General features: G+C 74.2%; 26 protein-coding genes. 15 read left to right on the top strand and 11 right to left on the bottom strand.

The genetic code is table 11. From position 1 onward, the window contains the following. The first annotated feature begins 2 nt into the window (after positions 1-2). The gene (purU, locus tag ACFWU6_RS09185; RefSeq protein ID WP_383801549.1) at positions 3-887 is read left to right on the top strand and encodes a formyltetrahydrofolate deformylase; all 885 of its coding nucleotides are present in this window, start codon (positions 3-5) and stop codon (positions 885-887) included. Between the two features lie 240 nt (positions 888-1,127). Here purU and ACFWU6_RS09180 read toward each other — a convergent pair whose 3' ends face one another. Next, a complete protein-coding gene (locus tag ACFWU6_RS09180; RefSeq protein WP_383801551.1) occupies positions 1,128-1,646 on the bottom strand; it encodes an EF-hand domain-containing protein in 519 nt (172 codons plus the stop codon). Positions 1,647-1,947: 301 nt separating this feature from the next. Between ACFWU6_RS09180 and ACFWU6_RS09175 the strand changes: the two genes are divergently transcribed. Both ACFWU6_RS09175 and ACFWU6_RS09170 read left to right on the top strand, forming a co-directional pair. Further along, positions 1,948-2,526 carry a sigma factor gene (locus ACFWU6_RS09175; RefSeq protein ID WP_383801554.1) on the top strand — a complete coding sequence of 193 codons (579 nt, stop codon included), beginning with the start codon at positions 1,948-1,950 and terminating at the stop codon, positions 2,524-2,526. After that, positions 2,523-3,833 (top strand): zf-HC2 domain-containing protein, encoded by a 1,311-nt coding sequence (locus ACFWU6_RS09170; RefSeq protein WP_383979769.1) that lies wholly within the window; start codon positions 2,523-2,525, stop codon positions 3,831-3,833. The genes ACFWU6_RS09175 and ACFWU6_RS09170 overlap by 4 nt, the downstream gene beginning before the upstream one ends. Before the next feature lie 361 nt (positions 3,834-4,194). On the opposite strand, the gene ACFWU6_RS09165 is transcribed toward ACFWU6_RS09170, so the two are convergent. Continuing rightward, positions 4,195-5,742 (bottom strand): AMP-binding protein, encoded by a 1,548-nt coding sequence (locus ACFWU6_RS09165; protein WP_383979759.1) that lies wholly within the window; start codon positions 5,740-5,742, stop codon positions 4,195-4,197. Positions 5,743-5,858: 116 nt separating this feature from the next. Between ACFWU6_RS09165 and ACFWU6_RS09160 the strand changes: the two genes are divergently transcribed. From ACFWU6_RS09160 to ACFWU6_RS09145, 4 genes are all read left to right on the top strand, one after another. Continuing rightward, the gene (locus tag ACFWU6_RS09160; RefSeq protein WP_383801563.1) at positions 5,859-7,055 is read left to right on the top strand and encodes an amidohydrolase family protein; all 1,197 of its coding nucleotides are present in this window, start codon (positions 5,859-5,861) and stop codon (positions 7,053-7,055) included. Beyond that, on the top strand, positions 7,055-8,209 hold the full coding sequence (locus ACFWU6_RS09155; protein ID WP_383979753.1) for an acyl-CoA dehydrogenase family protein: 1,155 nt from the start codon (positions 7,055-7,057) through the stop codon (positions 8,207-8,209). Before ACFWU6_RS09160 ends, ACFWU6_RS09155 begins: the two co-directional genes overlap by 1 nt. Before the next feature lie 5 nt (positions 8,210-8,214). Further along, complete coding sequence (locus tag ACFWU6_RS09150; RefSeq protein ID WP_383801599.1) at positions 8,215-9,117, top strand: acyl-CoA dehydrogenase family protein; 903 nt, start codon at positions 8,215-8,217, stop codon at positions 9,115-9,117. A gap of 362 nt (positions 9,118-9,479) precedes the next feature. Continuing rightward, positions 9,480-9,944 carry an ATP-binding protein gene (locus ACFWU6_RS09145; protein ID WP_383801568.1) on the top strand — a complete coding sequence of 155 codons (465 nt, stop codon included), beginning with the start codon at positions 9,480-9,482 and terminating at the stop codon, positions 9,942-9,944. Positions 9,945-10,239: 295 nt separating this feature from the next. On the opposite strand, the gene ACFWU6_RS09140 is transcribed toward ACFWU6_RS09145, so the two are convergent. Next, positions 10,240-10,659: a hypothetical protein gene (locus tag ACFWU6_RS09140; protein ID WP_383801571.1), complete on the bottom strand. Its 420-nt coding sequence runs from the start codon at positions 10,657-10,659 to the stop codon at positions 10,240-10,242. A gap of 120 nt (positions 10,660-10,779) precedes the next feature. After that, positions 10,780-11,706: a cyclase family protein gene (locus ACFWU6_RS09135; RefSeq protein ID WP_383801574.1), complete on the bottom strand. Its 927-nt coding sequence runs from the start codon at positions 11,704-11,706 to the stop codon at positions 10,780-10,782. Between the two features lie 109 nt (positions 11,707-11,815). On the opposite strand from ACFWU6_RS09135, the gene ACFWU6_RS09130 reads away from it, so the two are divergent. Genes ACFWU6_RS09130 through ACFWU6_RS09120 form a run of 3 tightly spaced genes read left to right on the top strand, consistent with a single transcriptional unit; the run spans position 11,816 to position 15,060 of the window. After that, entirely contained in the window at positions 11,816-12,736 is a 921-nt protein-coding gene (locus ACFWU6_RS09130; RefSeq protein ID WP_383979739.1) for an SDR family oxidoreductase, read from the top strand. Positions 12,737-12,793: 57 nt separating this feature from the next. Next, positions 12,794-13,996, top strand: coding sequence for an acyl-CoA dehydrogenase family protein (locus ACFWU6_RS09125; protein ID WP_383979730.1), 1,203 nt, complete (start codon positions 12,794-12,796; stop codon positions 13,994-13,996). Beyond that, on the top strand, positions 13,993-15,060 hold the full coding sequence (locus ACFWU6_RS09120; RefSeq protein ID WP_383979709.1) for a Zn-dependent alcohol dehydrogenase: 1,068 nt from the start codon (positions 13,993-13,995) through the stop codon (positions 15,058-15,060). The genes ACFWU6_RS09125 and ACFWU6_RS09120 overlap by 4 nt, the downstream gene beginning before the upstream one ends. A 107-nt stretch (positions 15,061-15,167) precedes the next feature. On the opposite strand, the gene ACFWU6_RS09115 is transcribed toward ACFWU6_RS09120, so the two are convergent. Next, positions 15,168-15,791, bottom strand: coding sequence for a flavin reductase family protein (locus ACFWU6_RS09115; protein ID WP_383979948.1), 624 nt, complete (start codon positions 15,789-15,791; stop codon positions 15,168-15,170). Between the two features lie 306 nt (positions 15,792-16,097). Between ACFWU6_RS09115 and ACFWU6_RS09110 the strand changes: the two genes are divergently transcribed. Continuing rightward, positions 16,098-16,883 carry a VOC family protein gene (locus tag ACFWU6_RS09110; RefSeq protein ID WP_383801585.1) on the top strand — a complete coding sequence of 262 codons (786 nt, stop codon included), beginning with the start codon at positions 16,098-16,100 and terminating at the stop codon, positions 16,881-16,883. 191 nt (positions 16,884-17,074) lie between these two features. Here ACFWU6_RS09110 and ACFWU6_RS09105 read toward each other — a convergent pair whose 3' ends face one another. The 3 genes from ACFWU6_RS09105 to ACFWU6_RS09095 form a co-directional block, all read right to left on the bottom strand. After that, positions 17,075-17,863 carry an enoyl-CoA hydratase/isomerase family protein gene (locus ACFWU6_RS09105; protein WP_383979705.1) on the bottom strand — a complete coding sequence of 263 codons (789 nt, stop codon included), beginning with the start codon at positions 17,861-17,863 and terminating at the stop codon, positions 17,075-17,077. 54 nt (positions 17,864-17,917) lie between these two features. Then, positions 17,918-20,152, bottom strand: a complete 2,235-nt coding sequence (locus tag ACFWU6_RS09100) for an acetate--CoA ligase family protein (RefSeq protein ID WP_383979700.1) — start codon at positions 20,150-20,152, stop codon at positions 17,918-17,920. A 155-nt stretch (positions 20,153-20,307) separates the two neighbouring features. Then, complete coding sequence (locus ACFWU6_RS09095) at positions 20,308-21,486, bottom strand: flavin-containing monooxygenase (protein ID WP_383979693.1); 1,179 nt, start codon at positions 21,484-21,486, stop codon at positions 20,308-20,310. A gap of 170 nt (positions 21,487-21,656) precedes the next feature. Here ACFWU6_RS09095 and ACFWU6_RS09090 point away from each other — a divergent pair, with 170 nt between their 5' ends. Then, a complete protein-coding gene (locus tag ACFWU6_RS09090; RefSeq protein WP_383812852.1) occupies positions 21,657-22,109 on the top strand; it encodes a DoxX family protein in 453 nt (150 codons plus the stop codon). Beyond that, the gene (locus tag ACFWU6_RS09085) at positions 22,064-22,522 is read left to right on the top strand and encodes a Zn-ribbon domain-containing OB-fold protein (protein WP_383979688.1); all 459 of its coding nucleotides are present in this window, start codon (positions 22,064-22,066) and stop codon (positions 22,520-22,522) included. The genes ACFWU6_RS09090 and ACFWU6_RS09085 overlap by 46 nt, the downstream gene beginning before the upstream one ends. Positions 22,523-22,639: 117 nt before the next feature. Here the strand turns inward: ACFWU6_RS09085 and ACFWU6_RS09080 are convergent, their stop codons facing one another. Then, on the bottom strand, positions 22,640-23,584 hold the full coding sequence (locus ACFWU6_RS09080) for an alpha/beta fold hydrolase (protein WP_383979685.1): 945 nt from the start codon (positions 23,582-23,584) through the stop codon (positions 22,640-22,642). A gap of 126 nt (positions 23,585-23,710) precedes the next feature. Between ACFWU6_RS09080 and ACFWU6_RS09075 the strand changes: the two genes are divergently transcribed. After that, positions 23,711-24,370, top strand: a complete 660-nt coding sequence (locus ACFWU6_RS09075; RefSeq protein WP_383812848.1) for a TetR/AcrR family transcriptional regulator — start codon at positions 23,711-23,713, stop codon at positions 24,368-24,370. Positions 24,371-24,512: 142 nt separating this feature from the next. Here the strand turns inward: ACFWU6_RS09075 and ACFWU6_RS09070 are convergent, their stop codons facing one another. Together ACFWU6_RS09070 and ACFWU6_RS09065 are read right to left on the bottom strand one after the other, a co-directional pair. Next, entirely contained in the window at positions 24,513-25,187 is a 675-nt protein-coding gene (locus ACFWU6_RS09070) for a pyridoxal 5'-phosphate synthase (protein ID WP_383979681.1), read from the bottom strand. Positions 25,188-25,389: 202 nt separating this feature from the next. Continuing rightward, the gene (locus tag ACFWU6_RS09065; protein WP_383979677.1) at positions 25,390-25,767 is read right to left on the bottom strand and encodes a hypothetical protein; all 378 of its coding nucleotides are present in this window, start codon (positions 25,765-25,767) and stop codon (positions 25,390-25,392) included. Here ACFWU6_RS09065 and ACFWU6_RS09060 point away from each other — a divergent pair. Next, a complete protein-coding gene (locus ACFWU6_RS09060; protein WP_383812843.1) occupies positions 25,754-25,945 on the top strand; it encodes a hypothetical protein in 192 nt (63 codons plus the stop codon). The two genes, ACFWU6_RS09065 and ACFWU6_RS09060, sit on opposite strands and share 14 nt — an antisense overlap. Positions 25,946-26,035 lie beyond the last annotated feature (90 nt).

Raw genomic sequence — 26,035 nt, 5'->3', positions numbered from 1 at the left:
TCATGAGCGACGACCCGCAGCCCGAGGCCCAGGCCCAACCCCAGCAGTACGTACTGACCGTGTCATGCCCGGACAAGCAGGGCATCGTGCACGCCGTGTCGAGTTACCTCTTCATGACCGGCTGCAACATCGTGGACAGCCAGCAGTTCGGAGACCGGGCGACCGGGCTCTTCTTCATGCGGGTGCACTTCGAGGCCGAGTCCGGCGTCACCCTGGAGAAGCTCCGGGCCAGCTTCGCGGCGATCGGCGACTCGTTTCGGATGGACTGGCAGATCCACCGCTCCGACGAGCGCATGCGGATCGTGCTGATGGTGTCGAAGTTCGGCCACTGCCTGAACGACCTGCTGTTCCGCTCCAGCATCGGGGCCCTGCCGGTCGAGATCGCGGCGGTGGTCTCCAACCACACGGACTTCGCCGAGCTCGTGGGCTCCTACGACGTCCCCTTCGTGCACATCCCGGTGACGAAGGACACGAAGGCGGCGGCCGAGGCCCGGCTGCTGGAGCTGGTCCGCACCGAGAACGTCGAGCTGGTGGTGCTGGCCCGGTACATGCAGGTGCTGTCGGACACGCTGTGCAAGGAGCTGAGCGGGCGGATCATCAACATCCACCACTCCTTCCTGCCGAGCTTCAAGGGCGCGAAGCCGTACCACCAGGCGCACGCGCGCGGTGTGAAGCTGATCGGCGCGACCGCCCACTACGTGACGGCCGACCTCGACGAGGGGCCGATCATCGAGCAGGAGGTCGAGCGGGTGGGTCACGAGGTGACGCCGGACCAGCTGGTGGCGGTCGGGCGGGACGTGGAGTGCCAGGCGCTGGCGCGGGCCGTGAAGTGGCACAGCGAGCACCGCGTCCTCCTGAACGGCGCCCGCACGGTCGTCTTCGCCTGACCCCTGCCGGGGGGCCCGGGGGGCCCGGGGGCCGGGGCGGGGCGGGCGTGGGGCGGGGCCGCTGCGGGGCGTCTCCTCGGCTCGCGAACCTCGGGCCGGGCCGGTGGGCGGGGCGGGGTTGGTTCGCTCGTCCGGCGGGGACGCCCCACAGCGTCCCCGCCCCCCCACCCGCCGGGGACCCGGGCGGCCCGCCGGGGGTCCCGGGGGTCCCGGGGGCCGGGGCCGCTGCGGGGCGTCCCCTCAGGCGTCCGGGGCCTCTACCCCGCAGTACCCCGCGAACGCCGCCAGGATCTCCTCCTCGGAGATGCGCCCGTCGCCGTCGGTGTCCAGGGCCGCCGCCACCCGCTCGGCCCGCTCCGGGTCGGTGCCGAGCACGCGCAGCACCCGCGCGGTCGCCGCCGGCGTCGCGCCGGCGCCGCCCTCGTCCGCAACCGCGATCACGGCCCGCAGGAACGGCCGGGCGATCTCCGCGAACCGCTGCGGGCTGTCCCGCAGCCGCTTCGCCGCCCCGGTGATGAACTCGTCCCGGGACACCCGCTGGTCCCCGTCCACGTCCGCGATGCCGGCCATCCCCTGCCAGAACGCCTCGGCGCCCGCGAAGACGGCCTGACCCCTGTCGGACCGGGCGGTGGTGCCGAATTCGGCCAGTACCGCCTTGGCGGCCGCGCTGAAGTCCTCCCGGTCGATATAGCCGGACCCGTCCTGGTCGAAGGTGGCGAATCGGGCGGCGATCTTGCGCTCGTATGCTGCGCTGTCCATGTTCGGCGTTCCGCCTTCACGTGTGCGGTGGAGTTCAGATCAAGACAATGCAGGAGCGTACGGCCTACGTGGCCTGCGCGTTAAGCGAAGCGGTCAAGGAGGTGGCGACATCGAACCCGCGCACGGGGAGCGCGGTGGGGCGCGTACGCCTGTACCCATGTGCTCCCGGCCGCACCGGCCTTCACGCCCCGTCACGCCTCTAGCACGCTGGGCGTGTTTGCGAGGCCCGCTTCCCCCAAAACAGGCGCACAAGGCCATGTGCCCACTACATTCGATGTGTCGACACACGGCTGGGGGCACGATGCCGAAGGACGTACCACCGCGCTGGGACCGCCGCATGCAGCAGCGACTCGCGCGCGGCGAGGCCGCCGCGCTCGGAGAGCTGTACGACCGCTTCGCCTCGCTCGTGCACGGCCTGGCGCACCGGGTCCTCGGCGACGAGAAGGGCGCGGACCGGATCACCCGCGAGGTCTTCGGCTACATCTGGGAGAACCCGGACGCCTACGACCCCAAGCAGGGGTCCATGCGCGCGTGGGTCGCCCGTGTCACCCAGGGCCGTGCGGTGGCCCGGCTGCGCCAGGTCGAGCTGGGCCGGGGCTCGCGCGAGGAACTGGAGCAGAAGGTGCGCACCGCCAACGCCGCCGCCCGCGCGGACTACATCGTCACCTCGATGCCCGCGCCGCTGCGCGCCGCGCTCGAACTGGCCTACTTCAAGCGGCGCGACTACCGGCAGGCCGCCGCCGACCTCCGGATCAGCGAGGACGAGGCACGGCGCCGGCTGCGGCTCGGGCTGCAGTTGCTGTCGACCGCCAACACGCTCCCGCAGGAGGACTCCGCCCGCCCCGGATACGGCCCGCGCGACTACGGGACGGACCGGTGAGCGGGCCCGCCGAGTGGCCCGGGGACGGATACCGGCGGCCGGACGGACCCGCCCGGATACCCGGTCCGCGCGGACCCGCGGACGATCTGGACCCGCAGCACGCGCCCCGGATGCCGGAGCCGCTCCCGGAGTCGCCGCCGGGCCCGCCGCCGCTTCCGGAGCCCGCCCCGGAGCCCGCCCCGGAAGCGGCCCGGGTGGTGCTCCGGCCCACGCACGCCGTGCTGAAGTCCCTGCTGGGGGCGTGGGCGCTGGCCGCGTGCTCCGCCGAGGAGACGCAGGCGGTGGAGGAGCACCTCACCGAGTGCGCGCCCTGCGCGGAGGAGGCCCTGCGCCTGCGCGACGCGGTGGGGCTGCTGCACCCGCAGGAGAACCTCGACCTGAAGCCGCTGCTGCGGTCGCGGGTGCTGGAGGACTGCCTGGGCAAGCGCCCGCCCCGCATCCCGGTGCCGTCGTGGGCTGGTCCGTACGACACCGAGACCGCGCGGCTGGACGCGCTGCTCCAGGACTTCGGCGACGCGGAGTGGCACACCCCGGTGCGGCTGAAGTGGTTCGAGGAGGAGCGGAGCCGCTCGCAGCGGACCACGGTGGCCGGGGTGATCGGGCACCTGTTGACGGTGGACGGGCTGGTCGCCGCGGCCCTGGGGCTGGACGACCCGCTGGGGGCGGACGCGCCGCCGGGCGCCGGCCCGGCCGGGCGGACGCAGCGGTTCTGGAACGCCTCGGGGCAGCCGGTCACGCGCGAGGTCCGCGACCCGTGGCGGGAGCAGAGCCACACCCTGGTCCGTACGGTGTCCTTCGCGGGCCGTGGCGTGGCGGAACTGGCCGTGGGGTACGGGGGTTTCGAGCTGCCGCTCGGGGACGCGCTCCTGGAGCGGGCCTTCGAGTGCTGGATCCACGCGGGGGACATCGCGGAGGCGGTGGACTATCCGTACGGGCCGCCGTCCGGACCGGACCTGCACCGCATGATCGACCTGGCGGCCAGGCTGCTGCCGGGGGCGCTCGCGGAGCGCCGCAGGGCCGGGCTGGCCGCGCCGGCGCGGGGGCTGGTCGCCGCGGGGACGCCGGGGCGGACGCTGCGCCTGGAAATCGAGGGTGCGGGCGGCGGGGGCTGGGACATCGCGCTGGACTCGCCGGCGGCCGCGCCGTCGGCGGAGCGGACGGTGGCGGAGATCGCGCTGGACGGCGTGGAGTTCTGCCAGTTGGCCGCGGGCCGCATCCCGCCGGAGGAGGCGGCCGCCGGGCAGCACGGCGACCGGGAGGCGATCCGGGACGTGCTGTTCGCGGCGGCGTCGCTGAGCCGGCTGTAGCTTTCCGGCGGGGTAGTTGGCGCGGGCAGTGGCCTCCCGGCGGGGTAGTTGGCGCGGGCAGTGGCCATCCGGCGGGTGGTCGGCGCGGGCCGTGGCCTCCCGGCGGGGTTGTCCGGAGCGGGCATCGGCGCCGGGGCGGGAGCGGCGCCGCCGGGGTCAGGGGCGGGCGCCGGGCACCGGGGCGGGGGGCGGACCGCTGCCGGGGTCACGGGCCGGCGTGGGAGCGGCGCTGCCGGGGCCCCGTGCGGGCGGGGCGGGGGCGGACTGCTGCCGGGGTCCCGGGCCGTGCTCGGAGCGGCCCCAGCCGGGTCCCGGGCCGGGGAGGCCGGAGTGGCGCGGCCCCCGCGCCCCCCGGGCGGGGTCAGGCGAAGCGTTCGCGGAGGCGGTACTTCAGGATCTTGCGCAGGGCCTCGTTGCGGGGCAGTGACTCCAGGAGTTCGAGCTGCTCGGGCAGCTTGTGGGGCGCCAGGCCCTCGGACCGGAGGTATGCCGTCAGCTGCGGCAGGGTCAGCGGGGCCGCCCCCGGAGGCTGTTCCACGACGGCGCAGACCCGCTCGCCCCGTTCCGGGTCGGGGAGGCCGACGACGGCCACGTCCGCGACGGACGGGAGGCGGTGCAGGAGGTCCTCGATCTCCTTGGCGGAGATGTTCTCGCCCTTGCGGATGATGACGTCCTTGCTGCGGCCGGTGAGGACCAGGTAGCCGTCGGGCGTCAGGTGTCCGAGGTCGCCGGTGATCAGGTAGCCGTCGGCGTCGAAGACCTCGGCGGACTGCTCCCGGTCCAGGTATCCCCGGCAGACCGCCTCGCCGCGCAGCCGGACCTCCCCGTCCGTGTTCGGGGGCAGCGGGGTGCCGTCGGGGGAGGTGATGCGGATGGACATGCCGGCCGGAGGGCGGCCCTCGGTGGTGGCGAGGTGGTCCGCCGTGTCGTCCGGGGCGCCCATGGTGATCATCGGGACCTCGGTCATGCCGTAGCCGTGGGTCAGCTGGCAGCCCATCTCCCGTACGACCGCGTGGTAGATCTCCGGCGGTTTCGGGGCGCCGCCGCCCGCCAGGAGGCGGAGGGTGGGGATGAGCGGGGTGCCGGGGGCCTTGCGCTGCTCCGTGAGGAACATGGAGTAGAAGGCGGTGGAGCCGCCGGCCACGGTGACCCCGTGGCGGCGGTAGCCGTCCAGGGCGTCGGGCATCGCGAACTTCTCGAAGAGGACCGCCGGGAAGCCGTACAGCAGGAGCATGACGGTGTAGTCCGGCCCGGCTATGTGTGCGAAGGGGAAGGCCATCGAGCCGACGTCGGCCGGGGTCAGGTGCAGGGCGTGGGCGAGGCAGGAGCCGCCCGCGATCAGGGAGCGGTCGGTGTGCAGGACGCCCTTGGGGTCTGAGGTGGTGCCGGAGGTCCAGTAGATCCAGCGGACGTCGGTGCCGGAGGCGGGGGGCGGGGGGAGGACGGCGGGGTCGCCCTCCGGGAGGTCCGCGTACGCCTCGAAGACCCCGCGGGCGCCGAGCCGCTCGGCCATCGCCGGGTAGTCGTGCCCCCGCCACACGCCGGGGACGGCGAAGAACTCGGCCGTGGACTCGCGCAGCGCGAAGCCGACCTCCCGGTCCCGGTAGAAGGGGATGACCGGGGACTGGACGGCTCCGATCCGTGCGAGGGCGACGGACAGCAGCACGGTCTCGATGCGGGTGGGGAGCTGCCAGGCGACGACCGTGCCGGGGCGCACCCCCATGGCGTGGAGTCCGGCGGCCACGCGTTCGGAGCGGTCGCGGAGCTCGCCGAAGGTCAGCCGGCGGTCGTGCGCGGGGTCCTCGGCGGCCTCGATGAGGACGGTGGTGTCCGGGGTGAGCGCGGCCCGGCGGTCGATCAGTTCCCACAGGGTGCGGGACCGGCTCAGTTCTGTCGCGGTGTCCGGCATCCCAGACCTCCCTTAACTGACGGACAGTCAGATCCAGCGCAGAGCGTAGGGCTCCGGCGCTTGTCGGTCCAGGGGTGGCGGGGCTAGCTTGTTTCTGACGATCCATCAGATTGGGGATGCCTGTGGAACTGCCTCGGATCATCAGCGTCGACGACCACGTGATCGAGCCCGCCCACCTGTTCGACGTGTGGCTTCCCGCCAGGTACCGCGACCGCGGGCCCAAGCCGCTCACCGCCGGCATCGGGGAGCTCCAGTACACGGGAGGCAAGTACGTCATCTCCATGGACCCGGACGGCCCGCCGACCGACTGGTGGATCTACGAGGACCTGAAGTTCCCGTACAAGAGGAACATCGCCGCCGTCGGCTTCGACCGCGACGACATGACCCTGGAGGGGATCACCCGCGAGGAGATGCGCCGCGGCTGCTGGGACCCCACGGCGCGGCTGCTGGACATGGACCTCAACCACGTCGAGGCCTCCCTGTGCTTCCCGACCTTCCCGCGCTTCTGCGGGCAGACCTTCGCCGAGGCCCGCGACAAGGAGGTGGCGCTCGCCTGCGTGCGCGCCTACAACGACTGGATGGTCGAGGAGTGGTGCGGCGACAGCGGCGGCCGGCTGATCCCGCTGTGCATCATCCCGCTGTGGGACATCGACCTCGCGGTGGCGGAGATCCGGCGCAACGCGGCCCGCGGGGTGCGGGCGGTCACCTTCTCCGAGATCCCCACCCACCTCGGGCTGCCGTCGATCCACTCCGGCTACTGGGACCCCTTCTTCGCCGTCTGCCAGGAGACCGCCACGGTGGTCAACATGCACATCGGGTCCAGCTCCCAGATGCCCGCGGCCTCCCCCGACGCGCCGCCCGCGGTCCAGGCCGCGCTCAGCTTCAACAACGCGATGGCCTCGATGATGGACTTCCTCTTCAGCGGTGTGCTGGTGAAGTTCCCGACCCTCAAGCTCGCCTACAGCGAGGGCCAGATGGGCTGGATCCCCTACGCCCTGGAGCGCGCGGACGACGTGTGGCAGGAGCACCGCGCCTGGGGCGGGGTCAGGGACCTGATCCCCGAGCCGCCGTCCACCTACTACTACCGGCAGATGTTCTGCTGCTTCTTCCGGGACAAGCACGGCATCGCCTCGCTGGACGTCGTGGGCCGCGACAACGCCACCTTCGAGACCGACTACCCGCACGTCGACTCGACCTTCCCGCACACCAAGGAGGTCGCCCTCGACCACGTCAAGGGCCTCGACGAGGAGACCGTCCACAAGCTGATGCGCGGCAACGCCATCCGCATGCTCGGCCTCGACCTGGACCGCTGATGGACCTGACGTGCACCGAGGAGGAGCGGGACTTCCGGGCGGGGCTGCGCGCCTGGCTCGCCCGGACCCTGCCCGCACTGCCCGCCAAGCCGTCCCCGGACGACTGGCCGGCCCGGCGCGCCTACGACGCGGGCTGGCAGCGGCGGCTGTACGACGCCGGGTACGCGGGCCTGCACTGGCCGGTGGACGCCGGGGGCCGCGGGGCCACCCCGACCCAGCACCTGATCTTCCTGGAGGAGACGGAGCGCGCGGGGGCCCCGTACGTCGGCGCGAACTTCGTCGGCCTGCTGCACGCGGGACCCACCATCGCGGCCGAGGGCACGGCGCAGCAGCGGGCGCGCTGGCTGCCGCCGGTGCTGCGCGGCGACGAGGTGTGGTGCCAGGGCTTCAGCGAGCCGGACGCGGGCTCCGACCTGGCCTCCCTGCGGACGCGGGCGGTCCGGGACGGCGACGCGTACGTGGTCACCGGCTCGAAGATCTGGACCTCGCACGCCGAGGTGGCCGACTGGTGCGAGCTGCTGGTGCGCACCGACCCGGACGCCCCCAGGCACCGCGGGATCTCCTGGCTGGCCATGCCGATGGACGCGCCGGGGGTGACGGTGCGGCCGCTGCGCACCCTCGCCGGGTCCACCGAGTTCGCCGAGGTGTTCCTCGACGAGGTGCGGGTCCCGGTCACCCACCGGGTCGGCGCGGAGAACGACGGCTGGCGGGTCACCATGGTCACGCTCTCCTTCGAGCGGGGCACCGCCTTCGTCGGTGAGGTCGTCGCCTGCCGCCGCACCCTGGGCGAGTTGGCCCGTACGGCGAAGGAGAACGGCCGCTGGGACGACCCGGTGCTGCGGCGCAGGCTGGGGCGGCTGTACGGCGAGTTCGGCGCGCTGTGGCGGCTCACGCAGTGGAACGTCAGCGGCGCGGAGCTCTCGGGCGGGGTCCCCGGCGTCGGCGGCTCGGTCTTCAAGCTCGCCTACTCGCACGCCCGCCAGGAGCTGTACGACGCGGCGGCGCAGGTCCTGGGGGCGGACTCGCTGGTGCTGGACGAGGAGTGGACGCGGGACCGCCTCTCCTCGCTCTCGTACACGATCGCGGCGGGCACCTCGCAGATCCAGCGGAACATCGTCGCCGAGCGAATCCTCGGCCTCCCGAAGGGCCGGTGAGCGGCGTGCACTTCCAGCCGACCGAGGACCAGGAGGCCCTGCGCGCGGGCGTACGGGACCTCCTGGCGGGGCGGTACGGGCGCGAGGCGCTGCGGGCGTCCGTGGACGCCGGGCCGGTGCCGGACCGGGCCCTGTGGCGGGAGCTGGGCGAGGCCGGGTTCTTCGCGCTGCGGCTGCCGGAGGCCGGGGGCGGGGTCGGCCTGGGGCTGCCGGAGGCGGCGCTGGTCTTCGAGGAGGCGGGGCGGGTCCTGCTGCCGGGGCCGCTGGTGGCCACGCACCTGGCCGCCGGGACGGTGGCGGGCGCCGCGTCGGGGGAGGCGGTGGTGACCGCCTTCGACCTGGGCGGGGGCCTGGTGGCGCACCTGGGCGGGGCGGACGCGGTCCTGGGGTCGCCCGGGGTGCCCGCGGGGACGCCGGTGCGCTCGGCGGACCCGCTGACGCCGCTGTACCGGGTGGCGGCCGCCCCCGGGGTCGGGTCGGAGCACCGGTGGGAGGGGGCGCTGCTGACGGCGGCGCTCCAGCTCGGGAGCGCGCTGCGGACGGTGGAGCTGGCGGTGCGGTACGCGGGGGAGCGGGAGCAGTTCGGGCAGCCGATCGGCGGCTTCCAGGCGGTCAAGCACCTGTGCGCGCGGATGCTGGTGCGGGCGGAGGTGGCCCGTACGGCGGTCTACGCGGCGTCGGTGACGGCGGACGCGGGAGAGGTCGCGGCGGCGAAACTGCTGGCGGACGAGGCGGCCGTGGGCAATGCCCGGGACTGCCTCCAGGTGCACGGCGGGATGGGCTTCACCTGGGAGGCGGACGTGCACCTGCACCTGAAGCGGGCGTGGGTGCGGGCCGAGCAGTGGTGCACGGCGGCGGCGGCGGAGGAGCTGCTGGCCGAGGAGCTGCTGGCGGGGTCGGCGCCGTAGCCCGGCGTGACGGGGGCGGGGAGCGGGCGCCGTGGGAGGCGGGGCGGGGTGGGAGGGGCAACGGGAGGGACGGTGCGGGACGCATGTCCGATTACGGAGAGTTGATATCGGTTTGTGTCCTGCGCCCGACTCCTTACGGACCGGAGTCGGGGGCCTGCTCCGGTACGCTCCCACGAATGCGAGCGGTTGAGCGGCGAGGGCGTCGCACAGTATGCACCACGCCTACTCCTTCGCGCGGGAATATGCCCGAAGCGCTTGTTGTGGTGACTGTACGTCAACCATGCTCCTCGGCAAGGGGATCACAGTGGGTGATCCCGCCCTTTCGCGAGGCGAAGTGTCCGCCGGTTCGGATGGTGTGAGCGGTGCAGGTGCTTCAGGTTCAGCTCGAGGTAGGACCCGATCCCGCCGAGGTCGGCCGGGCGCGCCGGTGGGCCCGTTCCCGGCTGGCCGGCTCGGGCATAGGGGACGACGAGCCGCTCGCCGAGACGCTGATCCTGCTGATCTCCGAGCTGGTCACGAACGCGGTCGTGCACACGGGCTGTCCGGCCGTGCTGCGGATGCTCTTCGGGGAGCCGGGCGTACGGGTCGAGGTCGCGGACGCCAGCGACCGGGCGCCCGCGCCCCGGCAGGCCGCCGGGGACGACACGGGCGGGCGGGGACTGGAGCTGGTGGACGGCCTGGCGGACCGCTGGGGCTGGCAGCGCGAGGGTGCGGGCAAACGGATCTGGTGCGAGGTCGACCGGGCCGAGAAGGCGGCGGGCGCCTGCGCGGGGGCCGGGCCGCACGAGATGCGCGCCCAGGGGCGGGAACCGCGCGTGTACCTCTAACGAGGTGTTGACGTTCCGTCACCTTTTGACCACCCTGGTGGGAGCGATTCGACGCGAGGGGACGCCAAGGGTACGCCTTGACGAGTGCGGGTCGCGGGGTGGCGGCTGCCGTGCCGCGCTCGGGGCGTGCACGCGCGCCGCCGCCACCCGCAGCCCCCGGCGCCGCCGCCCGTCCGGACGGCGTGCGCGGGCCGCCGCGAGCTCGCCTGACGCCCATCGCCGCTCCGGCCACCGGACCGCGTCGCCGGCGCGGGTGGGGAAGGCCGCGCCGGCGAAGGGGATGCTCCCGTGGATGTCAGACGGCGGGCTGGGCCGTGAGGGTGGTGAGGACCTGGTCCATCTCCGCGCGCCAGATGCGGTGGACGTTCATGCGGGTGGGCTTGGGCTGGTTCGGGAGCTGGAGCCGGAAGTTGCTCCAGATGGCGTTCCGGTTGATGCCCGAGACCAGGCCGCCGGCCTGGCTCGCGGGGATCGCGAAGGCTATCTCCTGGGGGCGGTTGCTCCACCGGCTGGCCTTGTGCACCACCACGGCCTGCTCGGTGACGGTGATGAAGTAGGGCGTGATGAAGAGCTGGCCGAGGGCGCCGAGCATGGACATCAGCCACACGCTGGGACCCGCGGCGACGTGGAGGGTGACCAGGGGGCGGTCGGCCGGGTTGATGAGGGCGATGGCTTCCGCCACCTGCTGCTGCATGGTGGCCTTCTTGACGGCCATGGGGACTCCTGAGCGGAACGGCGAGGCCCCCGGCGGTCGGGGGCACCGCAGGCTACCGGCCCGTCCCCGGACCGGGCGGGGCAGGGGGCGGCGGCCGGGAGCGGGGGCGCGGCGGCGGGGTCACAGGACGGCCACCGGGGCCACCGGGGTGCCGACGGCGCCGACGAAGGGCTCGGGCATCGCGGAGAGCAGGAAGGTGTAGCGGCCCACTTCTGCACAGGCTGTGGACAACTTTTCGAGATTCCAGTTCTGGCCCTGGTGCATGCCCATCTCGACCAGGTGGAGGGCGTGGACGGGGAGCCACAGGTCCTCGTGTTCCGGCGGGAAGATCTCGAAGGTCAGGGTGTCGTTGGCGACGGCCGCCACGTCCCGGGCGTGGAACCACTCCGGTGTGCGGATCGACAGGCCCGGCGAGGGGAAGCCGTACCCGTGCCTGTCGCCCGCCAGGTAGACCTGGACCTGGCCGGTGCGGACGAGGACGATGTCGCCTGCCCGGACCGTGGTCCCGCCGAACTCCTCCGCCTCGGCGAGGTCTTCGGGGGTCACGGCGTGGCCCGCCGCCAGCCGGTCCACGCCCTTCGCCCGGGCCACGTCCAGCAGGACGCCGCGCGAGACGATGTGCCCCGCCTTGTCGATGCCGCTGAACTCGGCGCGGCCGTGCGCCGTGATCGAGGAGGCCGGGCGGCCGTTGTAGATCCGCCCCGAGTGCGAGACGTGGGTGAGGGCGTCCCAGTGGGTGCCCGCCTGGAGGCCCATGGTCACGGCGTCGTCGCTGCAGGCCACCGTGCCAGGGCCGAAGATCTCCTGGTTGATCTGCACCATCGTGTGCAGGGGGTTGATCCGGCCGGGGATCATGCCGGCCTGCACTCCTCCCTCGTGGAGCGGCAGGGCGAGCGGGACGCGCCGCCCGGTCCGGACCTCCCGCGCGGCGGCGCGCACCACCTCGTCGGTGACGAGGTTGAGGGTGCCGGTCTCGTCGTCGGCGCCCCAGCGGCCCCAGTTGTTGACGCGCTTGGCGATGTCGTGGAACTCGGGGGGCAGGGCCATGGACCTCATCAGCTCCTTGCGAACGCGGACGCGACCGGGTCTTGTGCAGGTGCGACTGACTGCCCATAGAATCTAACGGACCGTCAGAAAATGCGGGAAGGGGCCGGACGTGGGGAACTTCTTGGCAGGCAGGGTCGTCGCCGTCACCGGCGCCGGCCGGGGCATCGGGCGGGCCGTGGCACTCGCCGCGGCCGCCGAGGGCGCCAAGGTCGTCGTCAACGACCACGGCGTGGGGATCGGGGGCGGAGAGCCCGCCAGCGAGATAGCCGAGGGCGTGGTCAAGGAGATCCAGGCCGCGGGCGGGGAGGCCGTCGCCGTCGCGGACGACATCTCCACCATGGCGGGCGGGCAGCGCGTCGTCGACACCGCCCTCGCGCGGTACGGGCGCGTCGACGGCGTCGTGTGCGTCGCCGGCATCCTGCGCGAGCGGATGCTGTTCAACATGTCCGAAGAGGAGTGGGACCCCGTGGTCGCCACCCACCTCAAGGGCACCTTCACCGTCTTCCGCGCCGCCTCCGCCGTCATGCGGCGCCAGGGTGGCGGCACCCTGATCGGCTTCACCAGCGGCAACCACCAGGGCTCCGTCGCCCAGGCCAACTACAGCGCCGCCAAGGGCGGGATCATCTCGCTCGTCCGCTCCGCCGCCCTGGGACTGGCCAAGTACGGGGTCACGGCCAACGCCGTCGCACCCGTGGCGCGCACCCGCATGTCGGCCGGGGTCCCCATGGAGCTCAAGGAGATCGGCGAGCCCGAGGACGTCGCCGCCCTCGTGACGTACCTGCTGAGCGACCGGGCCGTGGCCGCGACGGGCGAGAGGATCACCGGCCAGGTCTACACGATCGCCGGTCCGAAGATCGCCGTCTGGGCGCAGCCGCGCGAACTGCGCGCCGCGTACGCGGAAGGCTCCTGGACGCCCGAGAAGATCGCCGACTTCCTGCCGGGGACGGTGGGCACCGACCCCATGCCGATGCTGGCGCAACTGGAGGCGATGGCACGGGCGGCGGCGGCGAAGGACCGGCCCAACGCCTAGTGCGGGGACCGCGCCCGACGGCACCCGGCGGGGCGGACACGACCGAGGGAGCAGCGTGTGGACTTCAGCTTAGGGGCGGGGGACGAGGAGCTGCGCGGCCGGGCCCGGGCCTGGCTCGCCGGGCGCCTCGCCGGCCCGTACGCCGGCGCGGTCGGACTCGGCGGTCCGGGCAGCGAGCACCAGGAGGTCGGCGCGCGGCGCGCATGGGAGCGCGAACTGGGCCGCGGCGGCTGGATCGGCCAGGGCTGGGACGTGCCCGCCGGGGCCTACGGCCAGCAGCGGCTCTCGCTGACCGGGCAGGTGGTGTGGGCCGAGGAGTACGCCGCGCTGCGCGCACCCGGCCGGGTCGGGCACATCGGGGAGAACCTCCTGGCGCCCACGCTGATCGCCTACGGCAGTACGGAACAGCAGGAGCGCTTCCTGCCCGGGATCGCGCGGGGCGAGGAGCTGTGGTGCCAGGGCTACAGCGAGCCGGGCGCCGGCTCCGACCTGGCGGGCATCCGCACCGCCGCCGTGCGCGACCCGGCCGACGGGCTGTTCCGGGTCACCGGGCAGAAGACCTGGACCTCCCTGGCCCGCGACGCCGACCGGTGCTTCGTGCTGGCCCGCACCGAGCCCGGCTCCCGGCGCCACCGGGGGCTGTCCTTCCTGCTCGTGCGGATGGACCAGCCGGGGCGCGTCGAGGTCCGGCCGATCCGGCAGATGTCGGGGACCTCCGAGTTCAACGAGGTGTTCTTCGACGGGGCCGTGGCGGACGAGGTCGTCGGCCCGGAAGGCGGGGGCTGGACCGTGGCCATGGGCCTGCTCGCCCTGGAGCGGGGCGTGTCGACCCTGGTCCAGCAGATCGGGTTCGCCGCCGAGCTGGAGCGGGTCGTCGCGGCGTACGCGGCTTCGGCGCAGGCCGCTGACCCGGTCCTGCGCGCACGCCTCGTACGGCAGTGGGCCGAGCTGCGCACCATGCGGTGGAACGCGCTGCGGACCCTGGGGGACGCGGGCGGCCCGGGCGCGCCGAGCGTGGCGAAGCTGCTGTGGGGCGGCTGGCACCGGCGGCTCGGAGAGCTGGCGGTGGACGTGCGGGGCGCGGCGGCCACCGCCGGGCCGCGGGCGTGGGAGCCCGGACTGCCCTACGAGCTCGGGCTCGACGAGGCGCAGCGGCTGTTCCTGTTCACCCGGGCCGACACCATCTACGGCGGCTCGGACGAGATCCAGCGGAACATCATCGCCGAGCGCGTGCTCGGCCTGCCTAAGGAGTCCAGGTGAGAGGCGTCGTGTTCGACGGCAAGCAGGCCCGGGTGGTCGACGACCTGGAGATCCGTGATCCGGGACCGGGGGAGGTGCTGGTCGCGATAGCGGCGGCCGGGCTCTGCCACAGCGACCTGTCGGTGATCGACGGGACGATCCCCTTCCCGTCTCCGGTGGTGCTGGGGCACGAGGGCGCCGGCGTCGTCGAGGCGGTCGGCCCGGGGGTCGCGCACGTGGTGCCCGGCGACCACGTGGCGCTGTCCACGCTGGCCAACTGCGGGACGTGCGCGGACTGCGACCGGGGCCGGCCGACGATGTGCCGCAAGGCGATCGGGATGCCCGGCCGGCCCTACGCGCGGGGCGGCGAGCCGCTCTACCAGTTCGCCTCGAACTCGGCCTTCGCGGAGCGCACGATCGTCAGGGCCGTGCAGGCCGTGAAGATCCCGGACGACATCCCGATGACCTCGGCCGCGCTGATCGGCTGCGGGGTGCTGACGGGGGTGGGCGCGGTGCTGAACCGGGCCCGGGTGGACCGCGGCGACTCGGTCCTCGTCATCGGCACGGGCGGCATCGGGCTGAACGTGCTCCAGGGGGCCCGGATCGCGGGCGCCACGACGATCGTCGCGGTCGACGCGAATCCGGCGAAGGAGGCGGTGGCCCGGCAGTTCGGCGCCACGCACTTCATCGACGCCTCGGCGGTCACCGACACCTCGGCCGCCGTCCGGGAGGTCCTGGCGACCGGCGCCGACCACGCCTTCGAATGCGTGGGCAGCGTGCAGCTGATCCGCCAGGCGATCGACCTCCTGGACCGGCACGGGCAGGCGGTCCTGCTGGGCGTGCCCGGCTTCAAGGAGGAGGCGTCCTTCCTCGTCTCCTCCCTGTACCTGGACAAGACGGTCATGGGCTGCCGGTACGGGTCCTCGCGGCCGCAGCGCGACATCGCCCTGTACGCCGAGCTGTACCGCCAGGGGCGGCTGCTGCTGGACGAGCTCGTGACGGAGGTCTACCCGGTCGAGGACTTCGCGAAGGCGGTCGACGACGCCCGCCACGGCCGGGTGGCGCGCGGGGTGCTCCGCTTCTGACGGGAGGCGCGGGCAGGGGTCCCGCCGCGGCGGGACCCCTGCCGGCCCGTTGCCGGGCCTGCGGCGTACGAGGCCGCCCCGGCGGGGCCGGGGCGGCGGCTCGCGGTTCAGCCGGTGAAGCGGCCGAAGCGGCCCTTGTGGAAGAGGAGCGGATCGCCCTCGCCCGCCGCGCCCAGGGCCTCGACGCGGCCGACGACGATCAGGTGGTCCCCGCCGGTGTGGACCGCGTGGATGCGGCAGTCGATCCAGGCGGGCACGGCGTCGAGCAGGGGTGATCCGGTGACGGGGGCCGGGGTGTGCTCCACGCCGGCGAACTTGTCCGTGCCGCTCACGGCGAAGGACCGGCACAGGGCGCCCTGGTCGGCGCCGAGGATGTTGACGCAGAACACCCCGGCGCGGGCGATCCGCGGCCAGGTGGTCGACGTGCGGGCCACCATGAAGGTGACCAGCGGCGGAACGAGGGAGAGCGAGGCGAAGGACTGGCAGGCGAAGCCCGCCGGGCCGCCCTCGTCCCCGCCGGGCGGCGCCGTGACGATCGTGACCCCGCTGGCGAAGTTCCCCAGGACGGCCCGGAACTGCGCGGGGTCCACCGGCGCGCGCTCGTCCGCCCCGACCGCGCGCAGCTCGGGGCGCGGGAGGGCGTCGACGGGCCCGGCCCCCGCGCCCGGTCCGGCCGGAGCGGGGGCGGAGGTGCCGGCCGACCTGAGGTATCGGACGACGGTGGCCGCCATCCCTGCATGTCCCATCACACTCGTGATTGAAGCTGACGGATCGTCAGATGGGAAGGGGTGCGGCCCCGGTGCGGCGGGCCCTGTGCGTGCCGGGTGCGGTGGGTGGCGCCGGGGCCGGCGCGGTGGACCCGGTGCGGTGGACCCGGTGCGGTGGAACGGCGCGGTGGACCGGCGCCGGGCCCGGCGCGGCGGCATACCGTCGAACGGGTGAACCTGGGGTCCCGGGGGAGGCCCGTACGCCCGTCCCGTCGCGGGGCTGGGCATCGTGGCTGCGACCGCGTACCGCCGTACTTCCGGGAGGACCCCATGCTCGGCACCGACTTCCGTACCGGCTCGCCCAACTGGCTCGACCTCGGCAGTCCCGACATCGGGACGGCGACGGCCTTCTACGGAGCCGTCTTCGGCTGGGAGTTCGTCCCGGCCGGACCCGACACGGGCGGCTACGGCTTCTTCCGGCTCGACGGCAAGACCGTCGCCGCGATCGGTCAACTCACCGAGGAGGGCGCCGCGTCCGCCTGGATGCTGCACTTCATGACCTCCGACGTCCGGGCCACCGCCGACGCGGTGCGCGCGGGCGGCGGGACCGTGCGGATGGAGCCGGTGGACGTCATGGGCGAGGGGTGGCTGGCGCAGTTCACCGACCCGCAGGGCGCGCAGTTCGCGTGCTGGCAGCCCGGGAGGACGGCCGGGCTGGACCTCGCCTCGGCCGACAACACGCTGGTGTGGGCGGAGCTCCACGTACCCGACCCGGTCGCGGACATCGGTTTCTACGCCGGGCTGTTCGGGTGGCGGCACGCGGAGATGCAGGCGCCCGGAATGACGTACCGGGTCCTGAGCATCGCCGACGGCGACCAGGAGGACGGGTCCTTCGGCGGGGTCGCACCGCTGTCGGAGGGGGGCGCGGAGGAGGCGCGCTGGGTCCCGTACTTCAACGTCCCGGACGTGGACGCCACCACGGACTTGGTGGACCGCAACGGCGGTTCGGTGCTGATGCCCGGGGCGGACGTGCCGGAGGTCGGGCGGATCGCCTGGGCCGCGGACCCGGCGGGGGCGGTGTTCGCGCTGCTGAAGCCGAATCCCCGGCAGGGGTAGGGGCCCGGGCGCGGCGCGGCGCGGGCAGCGCGGGGCGTGGCGGGCCGGGCTCGGGGCGGGCCGGGCCGTCCGCCGCGGGCCGTCCGCCGTGGGGCGGCGCGGGTCCGCCGCCGGGCGGACGCCCCCGTGCCGCGGGGCCGCCGCCCGGGTCCGTTGCGCCGCTGCCGCTGCCGCCGCCGTGCCGCCCCCGCTCAGCGGCCCGTGTACTTCGGCGTGCGGCGCTCCACGAAGGCGGCCACGCCCTCGTTGGCGTCGGCCGTGGTCATGTTGATCTCCTGGGCGGCGGCCTCGGCGGCCAGCGCGGATTCCCGGTCGCCGTCGAGGGAGGCGTTGACCAGCCGCTTGGTCAGGGCGAGGGCCCTGGTCGGGCCCTGGGCGAGCCGCTCGGCCCAGGCGCGGACCGTCTCCTCCAGCTCCTCGGCCGGTACCACCTTGTTGACGAGTCCCAGGCGTTCGGCCTCGGCGGCCGGGACGGCGTCGCCGAAGAACATCAGCTCCTTGGCCTTCTGCGGGCCGACGAGGCGGGGCAGCAGGTACGCGCCCCCGCCGTCCGGGACCAGGCCGCGGCGCACGAACACCTCGATGAAACGGGTCGGCTCCGCGGCGACGACGAGGTCGCAGGCGAACGCGAGGTGGGCGCCGAGGCCGGCGGCGGTGCCGTTGACGGCGGCGATGACGGGCTTCTCGCAGTCGAGCACCGCGCTGATCAGGCGCTGCGCGCCGAGCCGGATCATGCGGGCCACGTCGCCGGCGACCCGGTCGCCGGCGGCGGGGGCGCCGCGGAGGTCGGCGCCGGCGCAGAACCCCTTGCCGGTGGCGGTGATGACCACGGCCCGGACGGCCGGGTCGGCGTCGGCCTCCCCGAGCAGTGCGATGACGCGCTCGCGCTGCTCCCGGGTGACGGCGTTCATGGCTTCGGGGCGGTTGAGGGTGATCCAGGAGACGCCGTTGTCCGTGCGGTGGAGGATCTCTCGGGTCATGGTGACTCCCGTTCGTGGTGGCGCGGCCCGCACCGGGGTCGGGCCGCGCGGAGGTCAGCGGCAGATGGCCAGGGCGTCCAGTGCCACCGCCCCCTGGCCGCGCGGCAGGACCATCAGGGGGTTGATGTCCAGCTCGGACAGGTCGTCGCCCAGCTCCAGTGCCATCCGCTGGATGCGCAGGACCACTTCCACCAGGGCGTCCACGTCCGCGGGGGGAGCGCCCCGGACCCCCTCCAGGAGGGCGTGTCCGCGGAGTTCGGTCAGCATGGCGCGGGCCTGGTCCTCCCCGAAGGGCGGGACGCGGACCGCCGCGTCGTGCAGGACTTCGACGAGGACCCCGCCCAGGCCGACCGTGACCGTGGGGCCGAAGAGGTCGTCCTGGGTGACGCCGACGACCATCTCCACGCCCCGCTCGACCATCTGGCAGACGAGGACGCCGTCCAGCGGGACGTTCTCGTAGCGGGCGATGTCGGTGAGCTCCCGGTACGCGTCGCGGATCTGGCTCGCCGAGGTCAGGGCGACCTTGACCAGGCCGAGTTCGGTCTTGTGGGCGAGCTGGGGGCCCGAGGCCTTCATGACGACGGGGTAGCCGACCAGGCCGGCCGCCCGGACGGCGGCCGCCGCGCTGGTCACGAGCTGCTCCCGCGGCACCCGTATCCCGTACGCCCGCAGCAGCTGCTTCGCGGCGTGCTCGCTGAGCTGCTGGCCGGGGCGCATCAGGGCCCGGGCCTTGCGGAAGGAGGGGGAGGGGGTGCGGGGGGCCTCGTCGAAGGGCGAGCGGTAGGCGGCGGCGAAGCGGTGGTGGCCGAGGTAGGCCCGGACGGCGGTGATGCAGTTGCCGAACGTACGGAAGGTGGCCACCCGGGAGGAGCCGAGGAGGGTGGTGCGGTAGGCGTCCTCGGTGCCCACGGGAGAGCCCCAGATCACGCAGATCAGCTTGTCCGTGGCCTCGGCGGCTTCCACCAGGTCCTGGGCGAGCCTGTCGCTCATCGGGGGGAAGGGGCCGGTGATGGGGCAGATGAGGACGCCGACGGAGGGGTCGGCCAGGATCGCGTCGATGATCTTGCGGCCGCGCCAGTCGCCGACGGGGTGTCCGCCGTTGTCGACGGGGTTGGCGACGTCGAGGTAGTCGGGGATCCACTGGTGCAGTTCCCGCTGCTTGGCCTCGGAGAGGGCGGGCAGGGTGAGGCCCGCCTCGGTGGCCAGGTCGGAGAAGTGGGCGCCGGTGCCGCCGGAGATGGAGTAGACGACGACCCCGTCGGCCTTGGGCTTGCGGGCGCGGGCGAGCAGGGCGGCCGTGTCCTGGAGCTCGTCGAGCCCGTCCACGCGGATGACGCCGAACTGGCGCATGGCGGCGTCCACGACGGTGTCGGCGCCGGTCAGCTTGCCGGTGTGGGAGGCGGCCGTCCGGGCGCCGGTCTCGGTGCGGCCGACCTTGACGGCGACGACGGGGACGCCGGCGCGGGCGGCCCGGTCCGCGGCGAGCAGGAAGGAGCGGCCGTCCTTGAGGCCCTCGACGTAGCAGGCGATGGCCCCGACCTCGGGCTGCTCGGCGAAGTAGGAGATGAAGTCGGAGGTCTCCAGGTCGGCCTCGTTGCCGGTCGGCGCCCAGTGGGAGAGGCGGATGCCCAGCTCCTGGAGGGTGTAGACGGGGCGGCCCTGGTGGCCGGACTGGGTGATGAGGGCGATGGCGGGCCCGTCGAGGTCCTGGCGGAACTCCTCGAAGGCGTTGAGGTTCGTGTTGGGGCCGAGCAGGCGCAGTCCGGAGCGCCGTACGGCTGCTCCGAGCCGCTCCTGGGCGGCGGCGCCCGCGTCCCCGGTCTCCGCGAAGCCGGAGGCGAAGGCGACGGCGAACTTCACCTTGGTCTCGGCCAGCTCCTCGATGACGGGGAGGGGGTCGGCGACGAGGAGGACGGCGAGGTCGACCTGTTCGGGCAGGTCGGCGACGGAGGCGTGGCAGGCCAGTCCGAAGACGGTCGGACGGGTGGGGTGCACCGGATGGATGCGGGCGCCGACGCGCCCGGCCCAGGCGATGAGCCGGCGGGTGATGCCGGTGTTGGGTCTGCCCTCGGCGTCGGAGGCGCCGATGACGGCCACGGACTCGGGCCGGAAGAACCGGTCCAGGTCGGGCACATCGGAGTGCAGGGGCCGCCCGCTGACGTCCAGCGCGGCGGCGGCCCCGGCGGACGGTGTCGCCGTCGAGTGGACGGCCGTCCTGGGGGTCTCCCCGCAGGCCTCGACACGTGCGCGGAAGTCGGTGGTGAGGGTGCCGTGAGTAGATCCAAGCATCGTTCCGCCCGCTCCTGCTCGATGAACCTCAATAACTGACGCGTAGTCAGATTACTGAACTGACGAGCCGTCAGGAACAGGCCTGCGCGGGGAAAGTGGTGGAGGTGGTGTGGTGAACGGTGTCAGATCCCCGCGCATCGGGTCCAGGGTGCGGTTCAGGCCGTCCTGCGCTGCTCTCGCGCCACGGTTCGGGCGATCTTCTCGGCGTCGCGGGCCATCTCCCGGAACATGCCGCTGATGGGGCTGGAGAAGCCGGTGAAGTACAGGCCGGGCGCCTCGGCCGGGGTGCGGGCGCCGAGCGCGCGGGGCCGGCCCCGCGCGTCGAGCACGCCGAGGTGGCCGACCAGCCCCTCCAGGGCGCGCCGGTAGCCGGTGGCCGCGATCACCGTGTCCGGAGCGATCCGCGAGCCGTCCGCAAGCACCACCTCGGCGCCGTCGAAGGAGTCCACGGCCGCGACGGGCTCGACCGCGCCCCGGCGGACCGCGTCGATCAGCCCCACGTCCTGCACCGGGATGGCGCCCTCGTTGACCCTGCTGTAGAGGCCGGTCGCAGGGCGCGGAAGGCCCTGCGCCGACAGGTCCGGGACCGAGACCCTCGCGACGAGCGCGCCCAGCCGGTCGACCAGGCGCACGGGCAGGCGCCGTACGAGGATTCCCGTGCGCTGGGCCGGCCAGCCCGCCGTGGAGCGCCGCACGATGTGCGGGGCGGTGCGGACGGCGAGCCGGACCCGCGCGGCCCCGCCCGCCGCGAGGTCGGCGGATATCTCGGCGCCGGTGTTGCCGGCGCCGACGACGAGGACGTCCTGCCCCGCGTACGGCCGCGGGTTGCGGTAGTCCGCCGCGTGCAGCAGCCGCCCGCTGTAGCCGTCCCGCCCCGGCCACTCGGGCACCGCGGGGGTGTGGTTGTAGCCGGTGGCGACGACCACCGCCCCGGCGGTGAGCACGCGGCCGCCGCTGGCGTGCAGGGTCCAGCCGTCGCCCTCGGCGGCCCGCTCGACCCGGGTCACCTCGACGCCGGTGACCAGCTCCAGCTCGTGGAACTCGGCGTACCCCTCCAGGTACCGCACGACGTCGTCGCGGGAGACCCAGCGCCCGAAGCGGCGCGGTATCGCCAGGCCCGGCAGGGCCGAGAGGCGGCGCGTGGTGTGCAGGCGCAGCCGGTCGTAGTGCCCCCGCCACGACGCGCCGACCCCGTCGGACTTCTCTACGACGACGGCGCGGACGCCGCGGGCGCGCAGGGCGGCGGCGGCGGCGAGGCCGCCGGGGCCGGCGCCGATGACGTACACGGGGCGCGGCTGGGTGGTCATGTCGGGTGCTGCGGGGACTTCGGGCATGAGGTGTGAGCGTATCGCCACGCTGGGTTGATGGGTCTCGGACAAGGAGGGAATCGATTGCGGATCGATCACGGCCGGGGTGCGGGGGCCTTGCGGGAACGCCCCCGATCCGCTCAACTGACGTACCGTCAGATCAAGTGGTCGAGGGGTCGAGGGGTGGAGGGCTGCCGATGCAGACCGTCTGGCTCAGTGGGGCCGAATGGCTCGCCGTGCTCCGGATAGGCCTCGGCCTGTGGTGGCTGGAGAGCTGGCGGCACAAGGACAGGAAGGGCTGGTTCGAGCGCGGCACCGGCATCGCGTGGGCCGCCGACATCGCGGGCAAGCACCGCTGGGCGTTCGTGAAGGGCGGCTTCGACACCGTGGTCGCACCGCGGCCGAAGGTGATGGCGTACGTCGTCGTCTACGCCGAACTGGCCCTGGGACTGGGCCTGGTGCTCGGCCTGTTGACGCCGATCGCACTGGTGGGAGGCCTGCTGCTCAATCTGCTCTACCTGGTGCTGATGATCCACGACTGGGCCGAGCAGGGCCAGAACGCGATGATGGCGCTCATCTCGCTCGTCGCCCTCCTCGCCGTGGGATGGCAGGCGTGGTCCCTCGACGCGGCGCTCGGGCTCTTCCTGTGAGCGCCCGCTACGACCTCCCGGAGGCGGAGGACTTCACCCGCCCCTACTGGGACGCGGCCGCGGAGGGCCGGCTGCTGGTGCGGCGCTGCGCCGCGTGCGGGCGCGCGCACCACTACCCGCGCGAGTTCTGCCCCTTCTGCTGGGCGGGGGAGGAGCAGGTAGCGTGGGAGGCGGCGAGCGGCGCCGCGACGCTCTACACCTGGTCGGTGGTCCACCGGAACGACCTCCCGCCCTTCGGCTGCCGCGTCCCGTACACGGCGGCGGTGGTCGACCTCGCGGAAGGGCCGCGGATGATGACCGAGGTCGTCGACTGCGAGGCGGCGGACCTGGCGGTCGGCATGCCGCTGGCGGTGACCTTCCGCGAAGCGGAGGCCGGGGTGGCGGTGGCGGTCTTCCGCCCGGCGGCCCGGTAGGCCCCGGCGGCACCCGGGGCCCGGCGGCACCCCGGGCCCGGGGGTGCCGGGGCCTACCGGAGTGCGGGGCGGTGGGGGGTGCCGGCGGTGCCGGGCGGTGGGGGTGCGCGGGAGGCTCTACGCCGCGCCGCGGGCCCCGGCCGGGTCGAGGGAGTCGATGTCCTCCATGAAGGCCAGCATCCGGGCGTTGACCAGGTCGGGATGGTCGATCTGCGGCCCGTGGCCGGTCGCGGCGATGATCTCGGCGCGGGCCCCGGGAATCAGCCGCGGCACCCGCTCCACCTGCCGCTTCGGGTGTACGAGCAGGCTCCGCTTGCCCATGACCAGGTAGAACGGCGTCCGGATGGAACCCAGCTCGGCATCGGTCAGCGGCAGCGGCGCGGGGCGGCGTATCCGGAAGGCGCGGGCGCCCGCCTGGATCCACGCGCGCATCTCGGGCACGACGATGACCGGCTGCTCCAGCCAGGAGGCCAGGCGCGGCCGCAGCGCCTTCGGCGCGTAGCTCGCGAACAGGCTGGCGAAGATCCAGACGAAGAAGCGCAGGCCCACCTTCTCCAGGCCGCCGGGGTCGAGGGCGGTGACCGAGGCGATCCGGCCGGGCCGCAGGTGCGCCTGGTTGATGACCAGCCAGCCGCCGTAGGAGGCGCCCACGAGGTGGACCCGGTCCAGGCCCAGCGCGTCGAGGGCCTCGTCGAGCCACTGGGCGGCCCGCTCGGGCTGCCACATCGGCTCGCGCTGGACGCTGCGGCCGGCGTCGCCGGGGGTGTCGAGTGCGTAGACGGGGCGCTCCGCGCTGAGCGCCGGGGTGTTGGGGTACCACATCGCGGAGCAGTAGCCGGAGCCGTGGATCAGGACGATCGGCGTGCGCTCCTCGGCGGCCGGGTCCGTGGGGCCGTAGCGGTAGACGTGCGTGGTGCCGAAGCTCGTCTCGACGTCCGTCTCGGAGCGGGCGGGCGCACCCATCGCGTAGAGCACGTCGCAGGTGGCGAAGTAGCGGTCGCGCAGTTCGTCGTTCACGTAGCGGCCGATGTCGCGTCGTACTCGGGTCGTGTTCTCGGGCACGGGGCACCTCCGGGAAGATCCGTTCTTCGTGGTACGACCGTATCACGATGTTGGTACGGCGGTATCATGAACGGGTCCGGGACGACCGGACCGCGAACTCACCACCGACAGGCGGAGGCCCGGCACATGCCGAAGCGCGTGGACCACGAGGAACGGCGCGCCCAGATCGCCGAGGCCCTCATCCAGGTCGCCGGACGGCGCGGACTGCACGCGGTCGGCATGCGCGACGTGGCGGCCGAGGCGGGAGTGTCACTCCGGCTGGTCCAGTACTACTTCCAGACCAAGGAGAAGCTGCTCTTCTACGGGCTCCAGCACCTGACCGACCGCTTCACCGCACGCGTGGGCGCCCGCCTGGCCGCCGCCGGCCCGGAGCCCGGCCCGCGCGCCACCGTCGAGGCGCTGCTCCTGGCCTCCCTCCCCACGGACGAGGAGAGCCGTACCTTCCACCTCCTCTACAGCTCGTACTCGATCCTGTCCGTGACCGACGAGGCCCTGGCCGCCCAGCCCTTCGTCGAGAAGCCCGACGCCGCCGAGAACGCCCTGGCCGGCCTCCTCGTCCGGGCACAGGAGACCGGACTGGCCGACCCCGGCGTCGATGCGCGCACGGAGGCGATCAGCCTGCTCGCCATGACGGCGACGATGGGTACGAGCATCCTCGTGGGACAGCGGGGTCCGGAGTCGGCCGTCGCGGTCCTGCGCCACCACCTGGACCGCATCTTCACGACGCCGGGGCGAGGCGGGTCCGCCGGTCCGCGGGAGCGCGACCGGGACGCCGGGAACCGGTGAGGCGGCCGCGGCGATCCCGGAGGTCCCGGCTCGTCGGGGCGGCCGCGTGCCGGACCCGTACCGGTCGCGTGCCGGACCCGTACCGTGCGCGTCGGGCCGTTCGCTTCGGCTCGTTCGCGTCGGCCCGTTCCGCTGATTCGCCCTACGGCCAGAGCAGTTCGCGGGTCCAGGCGCCCTCGGGTGCGAGGCGGTAGCGGAGCCGGGTGTGGCGGCGGGCCGGGTCGCCCTGGAAGAACTCGACCTCGGCGGCGGCGAGGACGTACCGGGTCCACGTGGGCACCGGGGCGTCCGGCTCGGCCCCCGCCCGCTCCCAGGCCGCCGCCGAAGCCCGGGTCAACTCCTCCTCGGAGGCGAGCACTTCGCTCTGGCGTCCCGTCAGCGCGGCGGCGAGCGCGCCCCGCGAGCGGACCGCCAGGTCGGCGCGGCTCTCCTCCGGGCCGCACGCGGTGACCCGGCCCCGGACGCGGACCTGGCGGGCCACGGCCGGCCAGTAGAAGCCCAGTGCGGCGTCCGGCCGCCCGGCCAGCTGTACTCCCTTGGCGCTGGTGGAGTGCGAGGCGAAGTGCCAGCCGCGGGCGTCGACGTCGTGCAGCATCAGGGTGCGCACGTCGGGCCGGCCCTCGCCGTCCGCCGTCGCCAGGCTCATGGTGTGCGGCTCCGGTTGTCCGGCCCCGGCGGCGTGCGTGAACCACGTGCGGAACAGCGCCACCGGTTCGTCCGGTGCGGCGCCGGGGTCGAACGCGGGGAGCGGCCCGTCCCAGACGCGCAGGGAGCGCAGGGTGGCGCGGAAGTCTTCACTGCTGGTCTCACCGGTCATTGCGCCAGGCTAAAGGCTGCCGTTCGGCGCCCGGCGCGATCCGGCGGTCGACTCGGGCCACCGGCCGTTGGTCACGATCTGGGAGAAACCCATCCGCTACGGGCGTCCGTTCATATGATGACCCTCCATTCGAGCGGCTGCGGGCTCCTCGCGGGCGGGTACGGACGCATGCGGGGACGCGCGTACGCGTACGGGAACGGCTTCAGGTGGGGGTACCGATGAAGAGAGACGGAAGACGCACGGGCGGTCCCGTCCGGCGGGCGCTGGTCGCCCTGCTGGTGGCGGGAGCGGCCGTGGCCTGCGGGCCGACGGGGGGCGGGGGGCCCGCCGACCCGCCCCCGCCGACGACCTCCTCGGCGGCCCCGTCGCCGACGGCCGAGACCCCCTCCCCGTCGCCTACGCCCCCCGCCGCGGAGCCGGCCTCGCCGACGGCCGTGGCGAGTCCCGCGGCCGCGGCGACGACGCGGGCCCCGGCGCCCACGCGCAGTGCCGCCCCGGCCGCCGATCCGAAGCCGCCCGCCACGACCCAGGCCCCCACCCAGGCGCCCAGGCCCGCGACGAAGCCGGTGGCGCAGCCCACGACCACGGCGCCGACCAGGCCGGCCGCGGTCGAGTGCGAGATCGTCTCCAACGCCGGCAACTGCTACAACGCGGGCCAGTTCTGCCGCAAGGCCGACCTCGGCCGTTCCACGCGCGCCGCCAACGGGCGCACGATCAACTGCCGTCTGGACGGCAGCCAGCCGCGCTGGCAGTACTGACGCCCCGACCGGAGGCGGGGGGGGCGGGGGCCGGGCCCGGGCGCGCGCCCCGCAAACACCCGCCCCCGGCGCGCGGTGGGGGGGGGGAGT

It is taken from the genome of Streptomyces sp. NPDC058674 (genome assembly GCF_042716505.1).
Lineage (GTDB): Bacteria > Actinomycetota > Actinomycetes > Streptomycetales > Streptomycetaceae > Streptomyces.
This window is presented reverse-complemented; position numbering and strand designations above follow the sequence as displayed.

Excerpts from the sequence above, each read along its gene's own strand:
- purU (WP_383801549.1), top strand. The coding sequence starts at position 3 with ATGAGCGACGACCCGCAGCCCGAGGCCCAGGCCCAACCCCAGCAGTAC.
- ACFWU6_RS09180 (WP_383801551.1), bottom strand. The coding sequence starts at position 1,646 with ATGGACAGCGCAGCATACGAGCGCAAGATCGCCGCCCGATTCGCCACC.
- ACFWU6_RS09175 (WP_383801554.1), top strand. The coding sequence starts at position 1,948 with ATGCCGAAGGACGTACCACCGCGCTGGGACCGCCGCATGCAGCAGCGA.
- ACFWU6_RS09165 (WP_383979759.1), bottom strand. The coding sequence starts at position 5,742 with ATGCCGGACACCGCGACAGAACTGAGCCGGTCCCGCACCCTGTGGGAA.
- ACFWU6_RS09160 (WP_383801563.1), top strand. The coding sequence starts at position 5,859 with ATGCCTGTGGAACTGCCTCGGATCATCAGCGTCGACGACCACGTGATC.
- ACFWU6_RS09155 (WP_383979753.1), top strand. The coding sequence starts at position 7,055 with ATGGACCTGACGTGCACCGAGGAGGAGCGGGACTTCCGGGCGGGGCTG.
- ACFWU6_RS09140 (WP_383801571.1), bottom strand. The coding sequence starts at position 10,659 with ATGGCCGTCAAGAAGGCCACCATGCAGCAGCAGGTGGCGGAAGCCATC.
- ACFWU6_RS09135 (WP_383801574.1), bottom strand. The coding sequence starts at position 11,706 with ATGGCCCTGCCCCCCGAGTTCCACGACATCGCCAAGCGCGTCAACAAC.
- ACFWU6_RS09115 (WP_383979948.1), bottom strand. The coding sequence starts at position 15,791 with ATGGCGGCCACCGTCGTCCGATACCTCAGGTCGGCCGGCACCTCCGCC.
- ACFWU6_RS09110 (WP_383801585.1), top strand. The coding sequence starts at position 16,098 with ATGCTCGGCACCGACTTCCGTACCGGCTCGCCCAACTGGCTCGACCTC.
- ACFWU6_RS09105 (WP_383979705.1), bottom strand. The coding sequence starts at position 17,863 with ATGACCCGAGAGATCCTCCACCGCACGGACAACGGCGTCTCCTGGATC.
- ACFWU6_RS09100 (WP_383979700.1), bottom strand. The coding sequence starts at position 20,152 with ATGCTTGGATCTACTCACGGCACCCTCACCACCGACTTCCGCGCACGT.
- ACFWU6_RS09095 (WP_383979693.1), bottom strand. The coding sequence starts at position 21,486 with ATGCCCGAAGTCCCCGCAGCACCCGACATGACCACCCAGCCGCGCCCC.
- ACFWU6_RS09090 (WP_383812852.1), top strand. The coding sequence starts at position 21,657 with ATGCAGACCGTCTGGCTCAGTGGGGCCGAATGGCTCGCCGTGCTCCGG.
- ACFWU6_RS09085 (WP_383979688.1), top strand. The coding sequence starts at position 22,064 with ATGGCAGGCGTGGTCCCTCGACGCGGCGCTCGGGCTCTTCCTGTGAGC.
- ACFWU6_RS09075 (WP_383812848.1), top strand. The coding sequence starts at position 23,711 with ATGCCGAAGCGCGTGGACCACGAGGAACGGCGCGCCCAGATCGCCGAG.
- ACFWU6_RS09070 (WP_383979681.1), bottom strand. The coding sequence starts at position 25,187 with ATGACCGGTGAGACCAGCAGTGAAGACTTCCGCGCCACCCTGCGCTCC.